Origin of the sequence: Agrobacterium sp. NPDC089420, from assembly GCF_044900305.1 — a bacterium.
Classification (GTDB): Bacteria; Pseudomonadota; Alphaproteobacteria; order Rhizobiales; family Rhizobiaceae; genus Agrobacterium.
Window position 1 is genome coordinate 221,518 of record NZ_JBJDMY010000004.1, and the last position, 16,814, is coordinate 238,331.

14 protein-coding genes are annotated in these 16,814 nt (G+C 61.9%); 6 read left to right on the plus strand and 8 right to left on the minus strand.

The window, feature by feature from the left end; translation table 11 throughout:
* Positions 1-101: 101 nt before the first annotated feature.
* The 4 genes from ACI2KA_RS07840 to thrC form a co-directional block, all read right to left on the minus strand.
* Positions 102-3,017 carry an EAL domain-containing protein gene (locus ACI2KA_RS07840; protein ID WP_404500797.1) on the minus strand — a complete coding sequence of 972 codons (2,916 nt, stop codon included), beginning with the start codon at positions 3,015-3,017 and terminating at the stop codon, positions 102-104.
* Positions 3,014-3,613 carry a GNAT family N-acetyltransferase gene (locus ACI2KA_RS07845; protein WP_404500799.1) on the minus strand — a complete coding sequence of 200 codons (600 nt, stop codon included), beginning with the start codon at positions 3,611-3,613 and terminating at the stop codon, positions 3,014-3,016. The genes ACI2KA_RS07840 and ACI2KA_RS07845 overlap by 4 nt, the downstream gene beginning before the upstream one ends.
* A gap of 93 nt (positions 3,614-3,706) precedes the next feature.
* Complete coding sequence (locus ACI2KA_RS07850; protein WP_404500801.1) at positions 3,707-5,005, minus strand: M16 family metallopeptidase; 1,299 nt, start codon at positions 5,003-5,005, stop codon at positions 3,707-3,709.
* Positions 5,006-5,026: 21 nt separating this feature from the next.
* Complete coding sequence (gene thrC, locus ACI2KA_RS07855) at positions 5,027-6,424, minus strand: threonine synthase (protein ID WP_404500803.1); 1,398 nt, start codon at positions 6,422-6,424, stop codon at positions 5,027-5,029.
* Positions 6,425-6,687: 263 nt separating this feature from the next.
* Between thrC and ACI2KA_RS07860 the strand changes: the two genes are divergently transcribed.
* Positions 6,688-7,227: a PilZ domain-containing protein gene (locus tag ACI2KA_RS07860; protein ID WP_404501204.1), complete on the plus strand. Its 540-nt coding sequence runs from the start codon at positions 6,688-6,690 to the stop codon at positions 7,225-7,227.
* A gap of 186 nt (positions 7,228-7,413) precedes the next feature.
* Here the strand turns inward: ACI2KA_RS07860 and ACI2KA_RS07865 are convergent, their stop codons facing one another.
* A complete protein-coding gene (locus tag ACI2KA_RS07865; protein WP_065115063.1) occupies positions 7,414-8,103 on the minus strand; it encodes an HAD family hydrolase in 690 nt (229 codons plus the stop codon).
* A gap of 224 nt (positions 8,104-8,327) precedes the next feature.
* Between ACI2KA_RS07865 and ACI2KA_RS07870 the strand changes: the two genes are divergently transcribed.
* A complete protein-coding gene (locus ACI2KA_RS07870; protein ID WP_404500806.1) occupies positions 8,328-9,008 on the plus strand; it encodes a GntR family transcriptional regulator in 681 nt (226 codons plus the stop codon).
* Between the two features lie 48 nt (positions 9,009-9,056).
* Positions 9,057-9,530 (plus strand): DUF1284 domain-containing protein, encoded by a 474-nt coding sequence (locus ACI2KA_RS07875; protein WP_404501206.1) that lies wholly within the window; start codon positions 9,057-9,059, stop codon positions 9,528-9,530.
* A gap of 80 nt (positions 9,531-9,610) precedes the next feature.
* On the opposite strand, the gene ACI2KA_RS07880 is transcribed toward ACI2KA_RS07875, so the two are convergent.
* Positions 9,611-10,717: a hypothetical protein gene (locus ACI2KA_RS07880; RefSeq protein WP_404500808.1), complete on the minus strand. Its 1,107-nt coding sequence runs from the start codon at positions 10,715-10,717 to the stop codon at positions 9,611-9,613.
* Positions 10,718-10,950: 233 nt separating this feature from the next.
* Here ACI2KA_RS07880 and ACI2KA_RS07885 point away from each other — a divergent pair, with 233 nt between their 5' ends.
* The 3 genes from ACI2KA_RS07885 (at position 10,951) to ACI2KA_RS07895 (ending at position 14,984) form a co-directional block, all read left to right on the plus strand.
* On the plus strand, positions 10,951-12,096 hold the full coding sequence (locus ACI2KA_RS07885) for a site-specific DNA-methyltransferase (RefSeq protein WP_404500810.1): 1,146 nt from the start codon (positions 10,951-10,953) through the stop codon (positions 12,094-12,096).
* A 556-nt stretch (positions 12,097-12,652) separates the two neighbouring features.
* Complete coding sequence (locus ACI2KA_RS07890; RefSeq protein ID WP_404500812.1) at positions 12,653-13,129, plus strand: hypothetical protein; 477 nt, start codon at positions 12,653-12,655, stop codon at positions 13,127-13,129.
* A 343-nt stretch (positions 13,130-13,472) separates the two neighbouring features.
* Complete coding sequence (locus tag ACI2KA_RS07895; protein ID WP_404500814.1) at positions 13,473-14,984, plus strand: DegQ family serine endoprotease; 1,512 nt, start codon at positions 13,473-13,475, stop codon at positions 14,982-14,984.
* Between the two features lie 66 nt (positions 14,985-15,050).
* On the opposite strand, the gene ACI2KA_RS07900 is transcribed toward ACI2KA_RS07895, so the two are convergent.
* Positions 15,051-15,662 carry an HAD family hydrolase gene (locus ACI2KA_RS07900; RefSeq protein ID WP_404500816.1) on the minus strand — a complete coding sequence of 204 codons (612 nt, stop codon included), beginning with the start codon at positions 15,660-15,662 and terminating at the stop codon, positions 15,051-15,053.
* The gene (mutY, locus tag ACI2KA_RS07905) at positions 15,659-16,771 is read right to left on the minus strand and encodes an A/G-specific adenine glycosylase (protein ID WP_404501208.1); all 1,113 of its coding nucleotides are present in this window, start codon (positions 16,769-16,771) and stop codon (positions 15,659-15,661) included. Before mutY ends, ACI2KA_RS07900 begins: the two co-directional genes overlap by 4 nt.
* Between the last annotated feature and the right edge of the window lie 43 nt (positions 16,772-16,814).

Sequence of the window (16,814 nt, forward strand, 5' to 3'; positions counted from 1 at the left end):
ATCTGCCGCCGTTTGATTTATGACATGTGATTAGGTACTCGGGTCACGCCCGAGGATGACGTCGCATTTGTCGAAAGGTGTATCACCCCACTCCGTCTCACTCACGAAGCCCGCTTCGTCGGCTGGAACCGTTCCCGCAGAAGCTTCAGCGCCGCATCGCCGGAAACCGGGGTGCCGAACAGGAAGCTCTGGCCGAAATGGCAGTTCATCCGTGAAAGTTCCGCCGCGTCCTCCGGCGTTTCGATGCCTTCCGCCACCACCTGCATGTCGAGCGCCCGCGCCATGGCGATGACGGAGCGCAGGAGCACGTTGCGCTTGTCGCTGGTATTGGCCACCAGCGCCTTGTCGAGCTTGATCGTGTCGAAGGGGAAGCGGGTGAGATAGGCGAGCGAGGAATAGCCGGTGCCGAAATCGTCCATGGCGAGGCTTAAGCCCGTTTCCTTGAGCTTGGACAGCACCAGCCGCGCCTGTTCCGGATTTTCCATGACGACGGATTCCGTCAGTTCCAGCTTCAGCTGCTGCGGATTGCAGCGGGTGCGGGTCAGCATGCCGCGCACGTCATTGTACAATTCGTTGTTCAGCAGCTGTGCGCTGGAAATATTGACGGAGATGAAGATCGGCATCTTCTCGATGGCGTGCTGCCAGTCCATCAGGTCGGTCGCCGCCCGTTCCAGCGCGAACATGCCGAGCGGTTCGATGAGGCCGGAGGCCTCGGCAATCGGAATGAACTCGCTCGGCGGAATATTGCCGCGCTTGGGATGCTCCCAGCGCATCAGCGCCTCGAAACCGGCCAGTTCGCCGTCATCCAGCTTCACGATCGGCTGATAGGCGAGTGACAGTTCCTTGCGTTCGATGGCGCGGCGCAGGTCGCTTTCCATCTGCAGCCTGTCGGTGCCGGACGTGCGGAAGGCGGGACGGAACGGCTCGACGCGGTTGCCGCCGGCGCGCTTGGCGCGGTACATGGCCAGTTCGGCGTCGCTGAGCAGACCGGCCGCACTTTCCTGCTGGTCGATCCAGGAGACGAGGCCGATCGAGGCGGTGAGGATGATTTCGCGATTGGCGAAATTGATCGGCACCATGATCGCCTTGTTCACCGCATCGGCGAAATCGGCCACCCGCTGCGGATCGCGTTCCGAGGTCAGGATCAGGCCGAATTCGTCGCCACCGAGACGCGCCAGCGTATCCTGCGGTTTGAGCAGGCGGCGCAGACGCCGTGTCAGCGCGATGAGGATATTGTCTCCGGCAGCAATGCCGAGCGTATCGTTGACCAGCTTGTAGCGGTCGATATCGATCGCCATCACCGTCGGCTTCACCCCGTCGCTGTCGGAAGACAGGTTGAGGATCGATTGCAGGCGGTCGAGGAAGACCTGCCGGTTCGGAAGCCCGGTCAGATTGTCGTTCATCGCATCCTGCAGCAACCGCTCGACGGAATTCTTCTGCTCGGTAATGTCGGTGATGGTGCCGACGCAGCGGATGATTTCGCCGTTGGAGCCGAGAACCGGCCGCGCCCGGATTTGCAGCCAGTGAAAATGCCCGTCTTCGGCGCGAATGCGGAATTCGTGGTTGAGGCGGCCCTTGCGGTGATCGAGCAGTACGTCGAGCGTCGCCTTGAACCGGTCGCGGTCGTCAGGATGCAGACGCGGCAACCAGTTGCGCGCCGCACCATGCATGGCGCCGGGCTCCAGCCCCAGCCGGTTGGAAATATCGGGTGTGGTGACGATGCGGTCGCGTGTCACATCCCAGTCCCACACGGTATCGCCGCTGCCGGTCAGGGCGAGCGACTGCCGTTCGAGATCGGAGAACAGCCCCTGCTGATAGGCGCTGCCGGCAAAGGCGTGCTGGATGACGGTAAAACCGATCAGCAGCACGATCAGCACCAGCCCACCGCCGAGCGCCGGCTGCACGATGTCGTTGTCCAGTTGCCCCGTCACCGTCAGCCAGCTGCCGAACAGCCAGACGAGGATCAGCGCCCAGGATGGGACGAGCAGAATGGCCCGGTCATATTTGTTGAAGCCGAGATAGATGATGAGCGCGATGCCGGCGGTTGCCGTCAGCGCGAAGGAAACACGCGCGATGCCGGAGGCGACCGAAGGATCGTAGATCGCCACGCCGAACAGCAGCGCCAGTCCCACCACCCAGGCAAAGGTCGCATAACCCAGATGCGCATGCCATCGGTTGAGATTGAGATAGGTGAAGAGGAAGACCACGAAGCTGGAGGCGAGCGCAACTTCGGCGCCCGCCCTCCATATTCGCTGGTCGCTGGATGTGACGGTGATGAGCTTTTCGAGGAAGCCGAAATCCACGCATATATAGGCGAGCACCGCCCATGCGAGTGCGGCCGAGGCCGGCAGGACCGAGGTGCCCTTGACCACGAACAGGATGGTGAGCAGCACGGCCAGCAGGCCGGCAATGCCGAGCACGATGCCGCGATAGAGCGTAAACGCGTTGATCGTGTCCTTGTAGGCTTCCGGCTCCCACAGATAAAGCTGCGGCAGCTGCGGCGTGGAAAGCTCGGCGACGAAGGTGATGACGGAGCCGGGATTGAGCGTGATGCGGAAGACATCCGCATCCGGGCTCGGCTGCCGGTCGAGCGCGAAACCTTCGCTCGGCGTGATGGCGATGATGCGCTGCGAGCCGAGATCGGGCCAGAACAGCTTGGAATTGACGAGACGGAAATGCGGCGCGACGATCACGCGTTCCAGCTGCTCTTCCGACACGTTGGCGAGCGCAAAGACTGCCCAGTCGCCCTGATGATCGGCGGAGCTGGCGCGCACCTCGATGCGGCGACGGATGCCGTCGGGGCCGGGCGCGGTCGAAACCTGAAAGGCTTCGCCCTGGTTGGCATAGATATCGGTGGTGGCGGTGAGATCGAGCGCCGTGTCGTCACGGGAAATCTTCACCGGTTCGAAGGCGTAGGAAGAGGAGGAGAAAAGCAGAAACAGCAGGAAAAACGGCGCAGCCAGCGCAATTGCCGCCAGACGTTTCGCAAGGCACGGCGCAGTGTGAGTGTAGGTCATGTATCGTACTTCGTTCCGCCGGAGCTTTGCTTGTCGGCAAGAAGGGAAAACATCATATGATCCCGCCATTGGCCATTGATTTTCAGATATTCCCGCAAGAGACCTTCCCGCTGGAACCCGGCATTTTCGAGAAGCCGGATGCTTTTGAAGTTTTCCGGAATACAGGCTGCCTCGATACGGTGCAACTGAAGTCCGTTAAAGATGTATGGTATTACCAATTTTAATGCGGCAGACATATGGCCTTGGGCGGCGTGGCGCTCGCCGATCCAGTAGCCGATCATGCAGCTCTGTGCGGCGCCCCGGCGGATGTAACCGATGGTGATGCCGCCGACCAGCAGCGTTTCCTTCTCGAACAGCAGGAAAGACACGGCCGTGCCGGAGGAAAATTCCTGGCCGTTGCGCACCACGCGCAAACGGAAGGAGGCTTCGGTCAGCTCGTCCGGACGCCATGTGGGCTCCCAGGGCTGCAGAAACTGCCGGCTTTCCGAGCGCAACACATGCCATTGCCTGAAATCGCTGTAGCGCGGCAGTCTGAGAAGATGATCGGCGCTGCGCAATTCGGGCGTATCGTGATGTCGGGAAAGAAAACGCAGCATTCACGATCCCTGTGCGGCAGATATCGCCACCCTTGAGCGGGATAGCGAAAAATGAGAGCGGTTTTCGCCTTCAACCCCCGCTCTCATGGTGATTTATCCGTTTGCCTTTATCCTTGCGGGCTGCTGCGCGGAAAGCGCCGCAGTGACGTCTGAAAGAGGCGGAAGATGCTCGAGCGGGCCAATTGCGGACAATGTCGGAACTGTATCGAAAAACAGCCGTCCCGCAAGATCGGTCAGACGTTCCCGGGTGATATCGCCGAGACGCTCCATCATCTCCTCGTTGGGAATGGGCCGGCCGTAAAGCATCATCTGCCGGGCGATCTGTCCGGCGCGGGCGGCGGGGCTTTCCTGCCCCATCAGAAGCTGCGCGCGGATTTGCGCGCGGGCGCGGTCGATTTCTTCCTGATGGATGGTCTGCGAGGACTTGCGCAGCTCATCGAGAATGACGGGAACCAGTTCCGGCAGGTCGTTGCCGCCGGTGGCCGCATGCACGCCGAAGATGCCGGTGTCGGAAAAGCCCCAGTGGAACGCATAGACCGAATAGCACAGGCCGCGATATTCGCGCACTTCCTGGAACAGGCGCGATGACATGCCGCCGCCGAGAATATTGGCGAGAATCTGCGAACAATAGAAATCGCGGGCGTGATAGGCCTTACCCTCGAAGCCAAGCAGCACCTGCGCATCCATCAGGTCGCGAGTCTCGCGGATTTCGCCGCCGGTGTAGATCGCCTTTTCCATGACCGGCGTTGCCGCCGGCACCAGCGGCAGCGAGGCGAAACGCTCTTCCACCTGCTTCACGAAGCTTTCGTGATCGACAGCGCCGGCCGCGACGACGAAGATGCGGTCCGTCGTGTAGTTGCGGGCGAGATAATGCCGGATCTGGCCGGTGGTGAAGGATTGCACGGTGTCGGGCGTGCCGAGGATCGGCCGGCCGATGGTCTGGTCGCGATAGGCGACGCCGGAGAAATTGTCGAAAATCACATCGTCGGGCGTATCGGTCGCGGCGCCGATTTCCTGGAGGATGACGTTTTTTTCCCGTTCCAGCTCGTCTTCGTCGAACAGCGATTCCGTCAGGATGTCGGCAAGGATATCGACGGCGAGGGGGACGTGGTCTTTCAGGACGCGGGCGTAGTAGGAGGTGGTTTCCGTCGATGTCGCGGCGTTGACCTCGCCGCCGACATTTTCGATTTCTTCGGCGATCTGCCGGGCGGTGCGGCGCGCCGTGCCCTTGAACGCCATATGTTCGAGAAGATGGGCGATGCCGTGTTCGGCAGTCGTCTCGTTGCGGGACCCGGATTTAATCCACACCCCAAGAGCGACGCTTTCGAGATGCGGCATTCTTTCCGTCACAACGGTCAACCCGGACGAAAGCCGGGTCAAATTTACTCTCATACTCAACGTCTTTCCGCGTCTCTATTTGCCGGCGCGTGCATGTTTGCCGATGAAGCTTTCCACGGCTTTAAGCTCCGCATCCAGAATGTCGAAACGCTCCTCCCGGTTCATAATGTCAGCTAACCATACTGGAAGCGCCGGGTCGATTGCGCAAGCGGATTTTACAGCGGCCGGGAATTTAGCCGGATGGGCGGTCGACAGAACCACCATCGGACTTGAGGCCTTTTCGTGCTTTTCCGCCACGAAAACACCGGTTGCCGTATGCGGGTCGATGAGATAGCCGGTCTTTGCAAGCGTATCGCGGATGGTGGCCGCAACCTGCTTTTCGGTGGCGCGGCCGGCGCGGAAATCCCTCTTGATGAATTTCAGCGCCGCCGGCGGAATTTCAAACGCGCCCGACTGCTTGAGGCCGTCCATCGACGCCTTCACCGCAGCGGAATCGCGGCCATAGGCTTCAAACAGCAGCCGCTCGAAGTTGGACGAAATCTGGATGTCCATCGACGGCGAGGTGGTGGGCTTGACGCCGCGCATCTCGTAACGGCCGGTCTTCAGCGTCCGCGCCAGAATGTCGTTGTCATTGGTGGCGATGACCAGCTTGTCGATCGGCAGGCCCATCTTCTTGGCGACGTAACCGGCAAAGATATCGCCGAAATTGCCGGTCGGAACGGTGAAGGACACCTTCCGGTCCGGACCGCCGAGCGACAGCGACGCGGTGAAATAATAGACAACCTGCGCCATGATGCGCGCCCAGTTGATGGAGTTGACGCCGGAAAGCTTCACGCCGTCGCGGAACTTCACGTCGTTGAACATCTCTTTGACCAGCGTCTGGCAATCGTCGAAATTGCCGTTGATCGCCAGCGCGTGCACGTTGGAAGCCGTCGAGGTCGTCATCTGGCGCTGCTGCACCGGAGAGACCTTGCCGTTCGGAAAGAGGATGAAGATGTCGGTGCGCTCGCGCCCGGCAAAGGCGTCGATCGCTGCGCCGCCGGTATCGCCCGAGGTTGCGCCGACGATGGTGGCGCGTTCGCCGCGCTCGGAGAGCGTATAGTCCATCAGGCGGGCCAGAAGCTGCATCGCCACGTCCTTGAAGGCGAGCGTGGTGCCGTGGAACAGCTCCAGAACGAAGGTGTTCGGGCCGGTCTGCGTCAGCGGCACGACGGCAGGGTGGCGGAACGTCGAATAAGCGTCGTCGATCATTGCCTTGAACTTGTCGGCCGGAATTTCGCCGCCGGTGAAACGGTAGAGAACCTCGAAGGCGACATCCTGATAGGACTTGCCACGCAGGTTGCGGATTTCCTTTTTCGCCATGGAAGGCCATTCGCGTGGCACGTAGAGCCCGCCGTCACGGCCAAGGCCCGCCAGAAGCGCGTCGCAAAAACCAAGCGAAGGGGCCGCACCCCTGGTCGATACATATTCCACGAGATAGTCCCTTATCCGTTACCGATGTTATCGGCGTCTTTTCCGCAGCGTCTCACCGGAATGAGGCGATTGGCGAGCTAATGAAGGGCTTTTCTGAAAATTCAAGCAAAACCGAACATGCCAATCGATTTTTTCCGGCGTCGCTGCTATAGACCATCGCCAACCTGGGTGAAAGGTCAATAAACAGCGTCTCCGGTTCTGTTCCGGGACAGGTGAGAGGATTTAGAAGAGTGTCAGGGAATTTCTTGCGTTTGTCCGCCGCGATGTCGCTTCTCGCCGTCGTTGCAGGATGCAATTCCTCCAATCCGTCGGACTCGCTTGCCGTCAACCCCCCGGCCGCGCAGGCCAATGCCGTCACCCCCGTGGTGCAGGCCAACTGCCCGCCGGTCACGGTTCTCGACGCCAATGCCGTCCACCGTGTCTATGCCGGCGGCGCCAAGGACGATCCGCAGAAACTCGCCTATCAGGTCTCGCTCTCCGATACGACGCGCTCGTGCACCGCAAACGAATCGACGCTGACGGTGAATGTGCTGGCGCAGGGCCGCCTCGTTCCCGGTCCGATGGCCAAGCCCGGCCGTGTCACCGTGCCGATCCGCGTGACGGTGAAGGACGGCGACGGCGAAGTCTACGGCGAAACCACCAATTTCGCCATCGATGTCCCGGCCGGTTCGGCCGGCACGCAGTTCATCTTCAACAACGACCACGTTGCCATTCCCAATGGACCGGGCGGCGCACCGAGGTCGGTCAGCGTCTTTATCGGCTTCGGCGGCGAGAGCGCCAAGGCGAAGACCAAGCGCCGGTGATCCGGCGTATGGAGAACTAAAAAACCGGAGGCTGCTTTTGCAGGCTCCGGCTCATGCAGCCGCTGGTCTCGACCTACCGCTCGACGTCATCCTCGGGCCTGACCCGAGAATCCACCAGTTCGACGGCTTATGGATCCTCGCCTCAAGGGCGAGGATGACCCGGAAGCGCAAGACGCTCCTCACAACTCAAAAAGCGCCTTCCCACTCCGCCATCGCCGCAATCACGGCCGGCAGGTCCTGCATGCGTGAAATCACCGTTTCGGCGCCGGCATCGGTCAGCCGGTCGGCATGGCTCGGATAGGTGTGGGATGCGCCGGTAAAGCCGATGACGCGCATGCCGGCGGCCCTTGCGCCGTGGATGCCGTGCACGGAATCCTCGACAACGACCACGCGGTCGGGCGAGACGCCGAATTGCGCCGCGCCATGCAGGAAGATATCCGGCTTCGGCTTTACACGATCAGGGCCTAGGTCCTTGGCGGAATAGATATGCGGCGCGAAATAGGGCTTCAGGCCGACCTTCGTCAGCATCATGTCGAGACGGTGGCTGGAGGAGTTGGAGCAGATGCAGCGCGGCGTCGTCAGGCGCGAGAGCGCGAATTTCACGCCCTCGATGATCTTCACGTCGCGCTCCAGCCGCATGTCGAGCAGCTTTTCGGATTTGTCCAGCAGAGAGGCGGAAAGCGGAATGCTCGCCTCGCTCTCCACTTGCAGAAGAATGTTCTTCCAGGTCATGCCGGCAAAACGCTCGCCCATTTCCTCGACGGAGATCGGATAACCGGCTTCGGTCAAAAGGCGGGATTCCACCTGCGCCGCGATGATTTCGGAATCGACCAGAACGCCGTCACAGTCGAAAATAATAAGGTCGAAGCCGCTCATGGGCGCTCCCTGTATCGGATTTGTGTGGAGGAACGTGATGCCGGGCTTTTAGACCATGTCCGCGCCAAGCTCAACCGGCCGGCCCGCAAGGGTCGGTCCCGCACGGCTCATGGCTGGGCAGCGGAACGGGAAAGCGGCCGCCGGGTTTGAAATATTCGGTCTTGCGCATGTGACGCGCGCAAAAACCGCTACACACAGTCGCGCCATATGCGTTATGGGAAGTTATGCCCAAGACAGAAAGAACCTCGCCCGAAGACACCATTGCCGCACGCATCAGCCGGACACTCGCCGACCGTATTGTCCGCGGTGAGCTGTCGCCGGGCGAACGGCTGCGGCAGGATCATATCGCCGCCGAATTCGGCGCCTCGCATGTGCCGGTGCGCGAGGCGTTTCGCCGGCTGGAAGCGCAGGGGCTGGCCGCCAGCATTCCGCGCCGCGGTGTCCGGGTGGCCGATTTCGGCCTTGAGGATGTGCGCGAGGTGGCGGAAATGCGCGCCGCCCTTGAGGTCCTGGCGCTGCGCCACGCCATTCCCAACATGACCGCCGCCATTCTCGATCAGGCCGAGGCCGCGACACTGGAAGGTGATAGCGCCGTTGACGTGCAGCACTGGGAAGACGCCAATCGCCGCTTCCACCGCCTTATCACCGCGCCCTGCAACATGCCGCGCCTGATGGAGGCGATCGACGGCCTGCATGCGGCAAGCGCCCGTTTCCTGTTTTCCGCCTGGCGGGCCGGCTGGGAGCGCCGCACCGATACCGACCACCGCGCCATCATCGACGCGCTGCGCGGCGGCCGCGCCGAAGAGGCGGTGCGCATCCTCGACGGACATGTGCAATGGATCGGCCGCAAGGCGATCCGTACCTCCTCGGGCTCGGTGCGCGACGCCTTCGCCATTGTCGGATAGGCGGCGCGTCGCGTGACTGTCCGCCTGCGGCCCCACCACCTTCTCTGCATGCTGACCTATGTCGGCAAGGGCTACACCCCCGGTTTCGTTGCGAATTACGACCGTGTCGCCGCCCGGCTGAATGCGGGCGAAGATATCGAACTGGTGGAGGGGGCGGACGATATTTGCGAAGGCCTGCTGTGCGAAAGCCATGCCCACTGTTTCAACCAGGGCGTGGTGCAGCGCGACGAGACGGCCCGTCTCTCTGTTTCGGCGCTGTCGGGCGAGGTGCTGACGGCCGGCAAAAAGCTGCAGGCGACGCCGGACTTTCTTGCGACGATGCGCGCGGCTTTCGCCGCCGGAGACGTCCGGCAGGCCTGTCACGGCTGCCAGTGGATCAGGCTGTGCGACCGCATCGCGGCGTCAGGGTTCGCGGGCGTGAAAATCGGCGCGCCGTTACGGGTCGTGCCGAAGGATGCGGCGCGTCCCTCCATGCACCCGATGCTCAGGCCCAAATACGGGCCGTCGGGCCGGAAATTATGATGTTCTAAATTCCGCGCGCCCTCATCCCTGTGACAAGCACAGGAATGAGGGGAGAGGGACCAGGCAACCAGCCGCGGCAATTACTCCGGCACAGCCGTTTCGGTCCGCTCCGCCGCCTTGACGGTAGCCTTGATCTCCTTCGGCTCACGGCCGGACTTCTTGTCGTAGCTTACCTTCACCGAATAATCGCCGGGATGCAGGGTTTCCTGATGCTGCGTGCCATAGCGGCCGGAAATCTCCTTCTGCGTGCCCTGAAGGTCCTTGGTCGTTTCGACGATATCGATCCGTTCCGCGCCCGGCGCGGTGATGGCGAGAACGCCGGCATCGAGATCAAGAGTGATTTCCGTGCGCTTTCCGGCCGTCACCGTGAAGGGCTGCTCCACCGTCACCTTGCCCAGGCGGGCGCGCATCACGAAATCGCCCGCCGGCATTTCCATCGTCTTGCCGGTGCCGTAAGTGCCGTTGATGGTCTGGCGCGTGCCGTCCAGGGTCTCCTTGGCCGACATCGCCTCGAAGCGGATGTCGTCGGTTTCGACGGCCCTACCGCCCGCCGCATAGACCGCCCTCGCAACGACCACGCCGCTTGGAATGACAAGCTCGTGGCTGATCTTTTCGCCGGCCTTGACGGCAAGGGTCTCCTGCGCCCGCGCCGGGCCTATGCTGCCGCTGAGAACGATCTCGCCCGCCGGCACGAAGACGGTATTCTGGCCGTACACGCTGTCCTTGAAATCGCCTTTGGTGATTTCGGTCTTCGCCTGGCTTTCCACATCACCGCCGGGGCTGCGTTTCGGCACGACGGTCAGTTCCGCCGCGTCGAAATTCACCTTCGGCCTCGCCACGCTTCCCTCCTTCACCTCGAAGCCTATTTCGCGGGTCACATTGCCGAGCGCGGCCACGCCGACATATCTGCCGGCCGGCAGCTTCGCCTCGAAGGTGGCGTCATAGGAGCCGCCGGCATTGACGTCGCTGCGCGCGCCGGTCCGGTCCGCCTTGTAGAAATCCCACCGCACCTTGTTGCTGTTGCCGAGCGAGGGGCCGCCGTCGAACAGCACCGCATCGGTGATCACGTTGAACTGCGCCGCCGGTGCCGGTGCCTGCGCCTGCGATGGCGATGGCAGCGCCGCAACAAAGAGCGCGGCGCAGACGACATTCGCGGAAAAAGAAGCCATTTTCATCATGGACCCCATTGCGGATCACCCCCTGCTTTTGCGGTGTTCCCGCTGCGCCAGTTCGCAGACGGGAGAACCCGTTGCGCACAACGTTTTTGCGCCGCTTCGGGTTCCCCATCCGTCGACGTTAATCGCAAAGGCCGGTCGCGGCGGCCATTTATTTTGCGTTTTCCGTGACTTGTTCAGGCTTTGATAACCATCTTCGGTAACCATAAGCATAGTGAAAGAGTAAGCGTATGGAGCGAGTACCAATGGCAGCAGTTTTTCCGCTGGCCGATTTTCGGCGTGCCGGTTTTGATCGTGCGGGCGAGAGCGACGCCTGGAAAGACAGCATCATCAAAGGTGATTGTGTCGCTGCCTTGGATGCCCTCCCGAGCCAGTCGGTCGATGTGATTTTCGCCGATCCGCCCTATAATCTCCAGCTTGGCGGCACACTGCACCGGCCCGACCAGTCGCTGGTGGATGCCGTCGATGACGAGTGGGACCAGTTCGCCTCCTTCGAGGCCTATGACGCCTTCACCCGCGCCTGGCTGCTCGCCTGCCGCCGGGTGCTGAAGCCGAACGGCACCATCTGGGTCATCGGCTCGTATCACAACATTTTCCGCGTCGGCTCCATGCTGCAGAATCTCGATTTCTGGATCTTGAACGACGTCGTCTGGCGCAAGACCAACCCCATGCCCAATTTCAAGGGGCGCCGTTTCCAGAACGCGCATGAGACGATGATCTGGGCGAGCCGTGATCCCAAGGCCAAGGGCTACACCTTCAATTACGAGGCGCTGAAGGCGTCCAATGACGATGTGCAGATGCGCTCCGACTGGCTGTTCCCGATCTGCAGCGGCCATGAGCGGCTGAAGGGCGAGGACGGCAAGAAGGTGCATCCCACCCAGAAGCCGGAAGCATTGCTGGCGCGCATCATCATGGCCTCCACCAAGCCGGGCGATATCGTGCTCGATCCCTTCTTCGGCTCCGGCACCACGGGTGCGGTGGCAAAGCGTCTCGGCCGTCACTTCGTCGGCATCGAGCGCGAACAGGATTACATCGACGCGGCCTCCGCTCGCATCGCCGCCGTCGAGCCGCTCGGCAAGGCGGAGCTGACCGTCATGACCGGCCGCAAGGCCGAGCCGCGCGTTGCCTTCAACACGCTGGTGGAAAGCGGCCTCGTCCGCCCGGGCCAGGTGCTGACGGATGCGCGCCGCCGTTATAGCGCCATTATTCGTGCCGATGGTACTCTGGCATCCGGCGGGACCGCCGGTTCCATTCACCGCCTCGGCGCGAAGGTGCAGGGTCTCGACGCATGCAACGGATGGACGTTCTGGCATTATGAGGACGGCGACGCTCTGAAGCCGATCGATGATCTCAGAACCATCATTCGCAGTGAAATGGCAAAGGCCGAATAGTCGAGAGCCCAGAGGCTGGAGACGGACGATCCACCGCCCGCCCTTGTCAGAATACGTCTCTGTCCGGTTTCGTACCTTCAGTCCCGGATGGAGAACGACCAACGCCCGGCACCTCGGTGTCGGGCGTTGGTATATTCGAATATCTAACTTTAGCCAGACAAGTTTCGCGCAAGAGACCGGTCATAGTGTCTGATGCAAAGCAGTGGTTGTGAAAATCCGGTTCGGACAGATCACCAAAACGCTGCTGTCCCATGCCGCTTGCGGCAGGACTGGCGCAGGACGGAGACCGCCATTTCCGCCTGCGCCAATTTTCTTTTTCGGCGATTTCTCCAGCTTTTTCCAAGCCTCCCTTTCGGCCCGTGCTGCGGTGGACGGTCACCCCAGCCTTAACAACAGATGTCCTGCGCGTTACGGAAGATTAACGTGACGCGATACACGGCGGGGAGTACATATTCTTCCAGGCTGAGTGTCGCCGGCGACCGAAATGATCGCGACTCGACGATGCGAGACAGCCGGACTCGCGGGCCGTTGCCTGCGATGAATAAGGAGGCGTGCCATGCGCTCGCTTTTCAAGACAGTGACAATAGCATCCTTCATTCTGGCGGCCGCCACCGGCGGTGCTTTCGCGGCCGGACATTCGCATGGCGAACATTCCGGCTCCGACGGAATGCACGGTCAATGGTCCCACGATTTCGACCGGGGCGGCAGGCATTTCTTCCGCCACAATGATGACGACCTGTTCATGAACGACACATACATGGGCTATGTCAGCCCCGTCGCCTACGGGCAGAGGCCGCATCTGGTTCGTGTCCTTCATGAGCTGCGCGTCGCCGATCACCGGATCGATTTCGAACGCCAGCAGGGCAGGCTGAGCGCCAGCGCGTTCAACAGGCTCGAAAATGAATCCGCCGCAATCCGTAGCCAGGCGTTGAAAACCGCCGACATGCATCGCGGCTATATCCCCATGAAGGCCTTTGCCACCCTTCAGGGCGAGGTTCGCCAGCTTGACCGCAACATCGTGCGCATGAGCTGACCGCAGCTTTCCGTCCTCGCTTGACGGGGATCGGTCACGCTGCCGCAAAGTGCGCCGGAGAGCGGTGACGGGGCAACGACCCGCCCTCCGGCCTGCAGGACAAGCATTTCCAGTAAGGCTGCGTAGCGGTTTTACGCCCGGATAATGCGACAGACAGAGAATTGGATCGTTTTGGCGATTCGCAGAAAGCCCGGACGATCCAATCCCCCACGGGGTTGCGCGGATTTCGAAAGAAACGATTGGAAATTCAATAATCATGCGCCTGACCGGATGCATGGGGTGCGGCCCTGTCCGCTCCCCTGACGGTTGCGGCCGTGAGCATATCCTTGAAAGGAGAAACGCCATGACCAGTATTCTTCGCAGATATCGCATCGCAGCTTTGCTTGGCGCAGCCTTTGTCGCCGCACCGCTGGCAATGCCCGTCTTTCTGCACAACACGCCCGCTTTCGCCCAGGCCGGATTGCCGGCCGTTCCCGGTCCCGTGACCTCCGGCGGCTCTTTCGCCGGCATTGTTGCGGCCGACAAGCCGGCGGTGGTGACCATCACCACCGAAATGAAGACACAGGAGCAGGCGACCGACGATACCACGCCGTTCGACCAGCAGTTTCGCCAGTTCTTCGGCGAGCAGGGCATTCCGCTGCCGCAACAGCAGCCGCAGCAGCGCCAGTCGCAGATGTCGGAAGCGCTCGGTTCCGGCTTCATCATCTCGCCGGACGGCTATATCGTCACCAACAATCACGTCATCGATAATGCCACCTCGATCAAGGTGACGCTCGATGACGGCACCGAGCTTCCCGCAACGCTTGTCGGCGCCGATCCGAAATCCGATCTGGCCGTCGTCAAGGTCGTCTCTCCCAAGCCGCTGGCGGTCATTTCCTGGGGTGATTCGGACAAGCTGAAGGCCGGTGACCAGATTCTGGCGATCGGCAACCCGTTCGGCATCGGCACCACCGTCACGGCCGGCATCGTCTCGGCCCGCGGCCGCGATCTGCACAGTGGACCCTATGACGATTTCATCCAGATCGATGCGCCGATCAATCACGGCAATTCCGGCGGCCCGCTGGTCGATGTCGAAGGTAAGGTCGTCGGCATCAACACGGCCATCTACTCGCCGAATGGCGGAAGCGTCGGTGTCGGTTTCGCCATTCCCTCCGATCAGGCCGAGAACGTCGTCGTTCGCCTCATGAAGGACGGATCGATCCAGCACGGCTTCATCGGTGTCCAGATACAGCCCGTAACGCCTGACGTGGCCAATGCCATCGGTCTTGCCACGGCGCAAGGCGCGCTCGTCGCCAAGGTCGAAGCCGGCACGCCGGCGGGCCGCGCCGGCATCCGGACCGGCGACGTGATCACCGCGCTCGGCGGGCAGGCGGTCAAGTCCCCGCGCGACCTGTCGCGCATGGTGGCCGATCTGTCGCCCGGCCAGAAGGAGCACGTCACGGTATGGCGCCAGGGCGAGACGCGGGACATGCTTCTCACCGTGGGCGGCAATGACCAGGGCGCACAGGCATCGTCCGACAACGGCCAGCAAAAGGGCGATGCCTCATCGCAATCCTTGCCGATGATCGGCGTCGGACTGGCGGATATCACGCCGCAGATCCGTGAAGCCCTCAATCTCCCGCAGGATGAGAAGGGTACGATCGTCGAGAGCGTTGCGCCTTCCAAACCCGCCGCCGAGGCCGGTTTGCAGGCAGGCGACGTGATCGTTTCGGTCAATCAGACCGCGGTGAAGTCGGCGGGCGAGGCCAAGGCGGCCATCGCCCAGGCGGGCAAGGCCGGTCGCAAATCCGTTCTGCTGCTGATCCAGCGCGGCGATGCGCAGACCTATGTCGCCGTGCCCTTCGCACAGGGCTGAACGGCAGTTCTGCGGGAAAACTCAAGGAACGGGCGGCTGCATCGCAGCTGCCCGTTCCGTTATTTTTCAGACATCCACCCCATGGGCGCGCAGGTCCTGCCGCAGCTTTTCCGCGCCGGTGAAGTGCACCGCCTGCCAGCCGGCAGCCCTGGCGCCTTCGACATTGACGAAGGTATCGTCGATGAAGATGCTGGCGGCCGGATTGAGGCCGAATTCCTTCGCATGCAGGTCGTAGATCGCCACATCCGGTTTCAGGAGCTTCACATCGCCGGAGACCGTCACGCCGCGTGGCAGGGTGAGGAAGGGAAACATCTTCTGCGCCTCGCGAAACGTGTCGGACGCGAAGTTGGTCAGCATCGTCACGTCATGGCCGCTGTCGATCAGGCCCAGCATGATCGCGACGCTGTCGTCATAGGAATGCGAGACCATCTCGTGCCAGAACTTGCGGAACGAACGGATATGCTCTTCGCGCTCGGGAAACTGCTCCACCAGCAGCGCCTCGGCATCTTCCCAGCGGCGTCCGCGATCCTGTTCGAGGTTCCAGTCATGGGTGCAGACATTCTCGAAGAACCATTGGCGCTCGTCGGCATCGGGAATGAGACGGCTATAGGGAATATGCGGATCGTAATGGATCAGCACCTTGCCGATGTCGAATACGATATGCTCAATCTTGGTCATCGAATTTTCCTGCTTTCATCGAATGCGGATGGAATAGCTTGGGCGATGACTTTTTTCATCACCGTTGGCAGTGCCTGCGCGTCAAGATTTGTAACCGGCTCCCACCATCCGTCATCCTGTCCGGTTTGAAGGCTATCCGGAACCTGCGCGCGATAGACGGTGAGCCGCAGTTCGAAATGGGTGAAGACATGCACGATTACGCCCGCCGCCTGCCAGCCGGCGGCAAAGGGCGCGTGGCTCGCCTGCGTGCCGCCGTCTATGCGCGCGGTCCAGGCCGTTGTCGGCACCTCGGTCATGCCGCCGAGAAGCCCGCTGTCGATACGCCGCCGCAGCAGAATCTCGCCCTTGGTATTCACCGCCACGAAGGCCGCGCCGAGCCGCACGGGCTTTGCCTTCTTCGCCGCCTTGACCGGAAAACGCTCCGGCTCGTCATGGGCAAGCGCCAGACAGGCGCCATTGAACGGACAGAGCGCGCAGGCCGGCCGTTTCGGCGTGCAGATCGTCGCGCCGAGATCCATCATCGCCTGGGCGAAATCGCCGGGCCGGTCGGAAGGGGTAAGCGCGGCGACCTTCGCTTTCATCGCCGGTTTCGAGCCGGGCAGGGGGGCGTCGATGACGAAGAGCCGGGAAATCACGCGCTCCACATTGCCGTCCATCACCGCCGCCTGCCGGTTGAACGCGATGGCCGCCACGGCTGCGGCGGTATAATCGCCGATGCCGGGCAGTTCCTTCAGGCCGTCTTCGCTGTCCGGAAAGACGCCGCCATGGTCGCGCGCCACGGCTTCCGCGCATTTCTTCAGGTTGCGGGCGCGGGCGTAATAACCAAGCCCCGCCCAGGCCGCCATGACATCCTCGACCGGCGCCGCCGCCAGATCGCTGACGGTTGGCCATGCGGCGAGAAACTTGAGGAAATAGGGTTTGACCGCCTGCACCGTCGTCTGCTGCAGCATCACCTCGGACAGCCAGACGTGATAGGGATCGGCACGTTTTCCCCGTGCCGCCATGGCGGGAGACGTGCGCCAGGGCAACTCTCTATGGTGCCGGTCGTACCATGCGAGAAGCTGTTTCGCCGTCGGATGTGATATGTGTTGTCGCGCATATGTGTTCATCGCCGCTGAACATAGACACGGCGCGGCAATCTGCAACAGCAGC

What these genes read in the sequence shown, in the direction of transcription:
- ACI2KA_RS07890 (WP_404500812.1), top strand. Translation starts at nt 12,653, where the DNA reads ATGCGCTCGCTTTTCAAGACAGTGACAATAGCATCCTTCATTCTGGCG.
- ACI2KA_RS07845 (WP_404500799.1), bottom strand. Translation starts at nt 3,613, where the DNA reads ATGCTGCGTTTTCTTTCCCGACATCACGATACGCCCGAATTGCGCAGC.
- ACI2KA_RS07900 (WP_404500816.1), bottom strand. Translation starts at nt 15,662, where the DNA reads ATGACCAAGATTGAGCATATCGTATTCGACATCGGCAAGGTGCTGATC.
- ACI2KA_RS07880 (WP_404500808.1), bottom strand. Translation starts at nt 10,717, where the DNA reads ATGGGGTCCATGATGAAAATGGCTTCTTTTTCCGCGAATGTCGTCTGC.
- ACI2KA_RS07895 (WP_404500814.1), top strand. Translation starts at nt 13,473, where the DNA reads ATGACCAGTATTCTTCGCAGATATCGCATCGCAGCTTTGCTTGGCGCA.
- ACI2KA_RS07885 (WP_404500810.1), top strand. Translation starts at nt 10,951, where the DNA reads ATGGCAGCAGTTTTTCCGCTGGCCGATTTTCGGCGTGCCGGTTTTGAT.
- mutY (WP_404501208.1), bottom strand. Translation starts at nt 16,771, where the DNA reads ATGAACACATATGCGCGACAACACATATCACATCCGACGGCGAAACAG.
- ACI2KA_RS07875 (WP_404501206.1), top strand. Translation starts at nt 9,057, where the DNA reads ATGCTGACCTATGTCGGCAAGGGCTACACCCCCGGTTTCGTTGCGAAT.
- ACI2KA_RS07870 (WP_404500806.1), top strand. Translation starts at nt 8,328, where the DNA reads ATGCCCAAGACAGAAAGAACCTCGCCCGAAGACACCATTGCCGCACGC.
- ACI2KA_RS07860 (WP_404501204.1), top strand. Translation starts at nt 6,688, where the DNA reads ATGTCGCTTCTCGCCGTCGTTGCAGGATGCAATTCCTCCAATCCGTCG.
- ACI2KA_RS07840 (WP_404500797.1), bottom strand. Translation starts at nt 3,017, where the DNA reads ATGACCTACACTCACACTGCGCCGTGCCTTGCGAAACGTCTGGCGGCA.
- ACI2KA_RS07850 (WP_404500801.1), bottom strand. Translation starts at nt 5,005, where the DNA reads ATGAGAGTAAATTTGACCCGGCTTTCGTCCGGGTTGACCGTTGTGACG.
- ACI2KA_RS07865 (WP_065115063.1), bottom strand. Translation starts at nt 8,103, where the DNA reads ATGAGCGGCTTCGACCTTATTATTTTCGACTGTGACGGCGTTCTGGTC.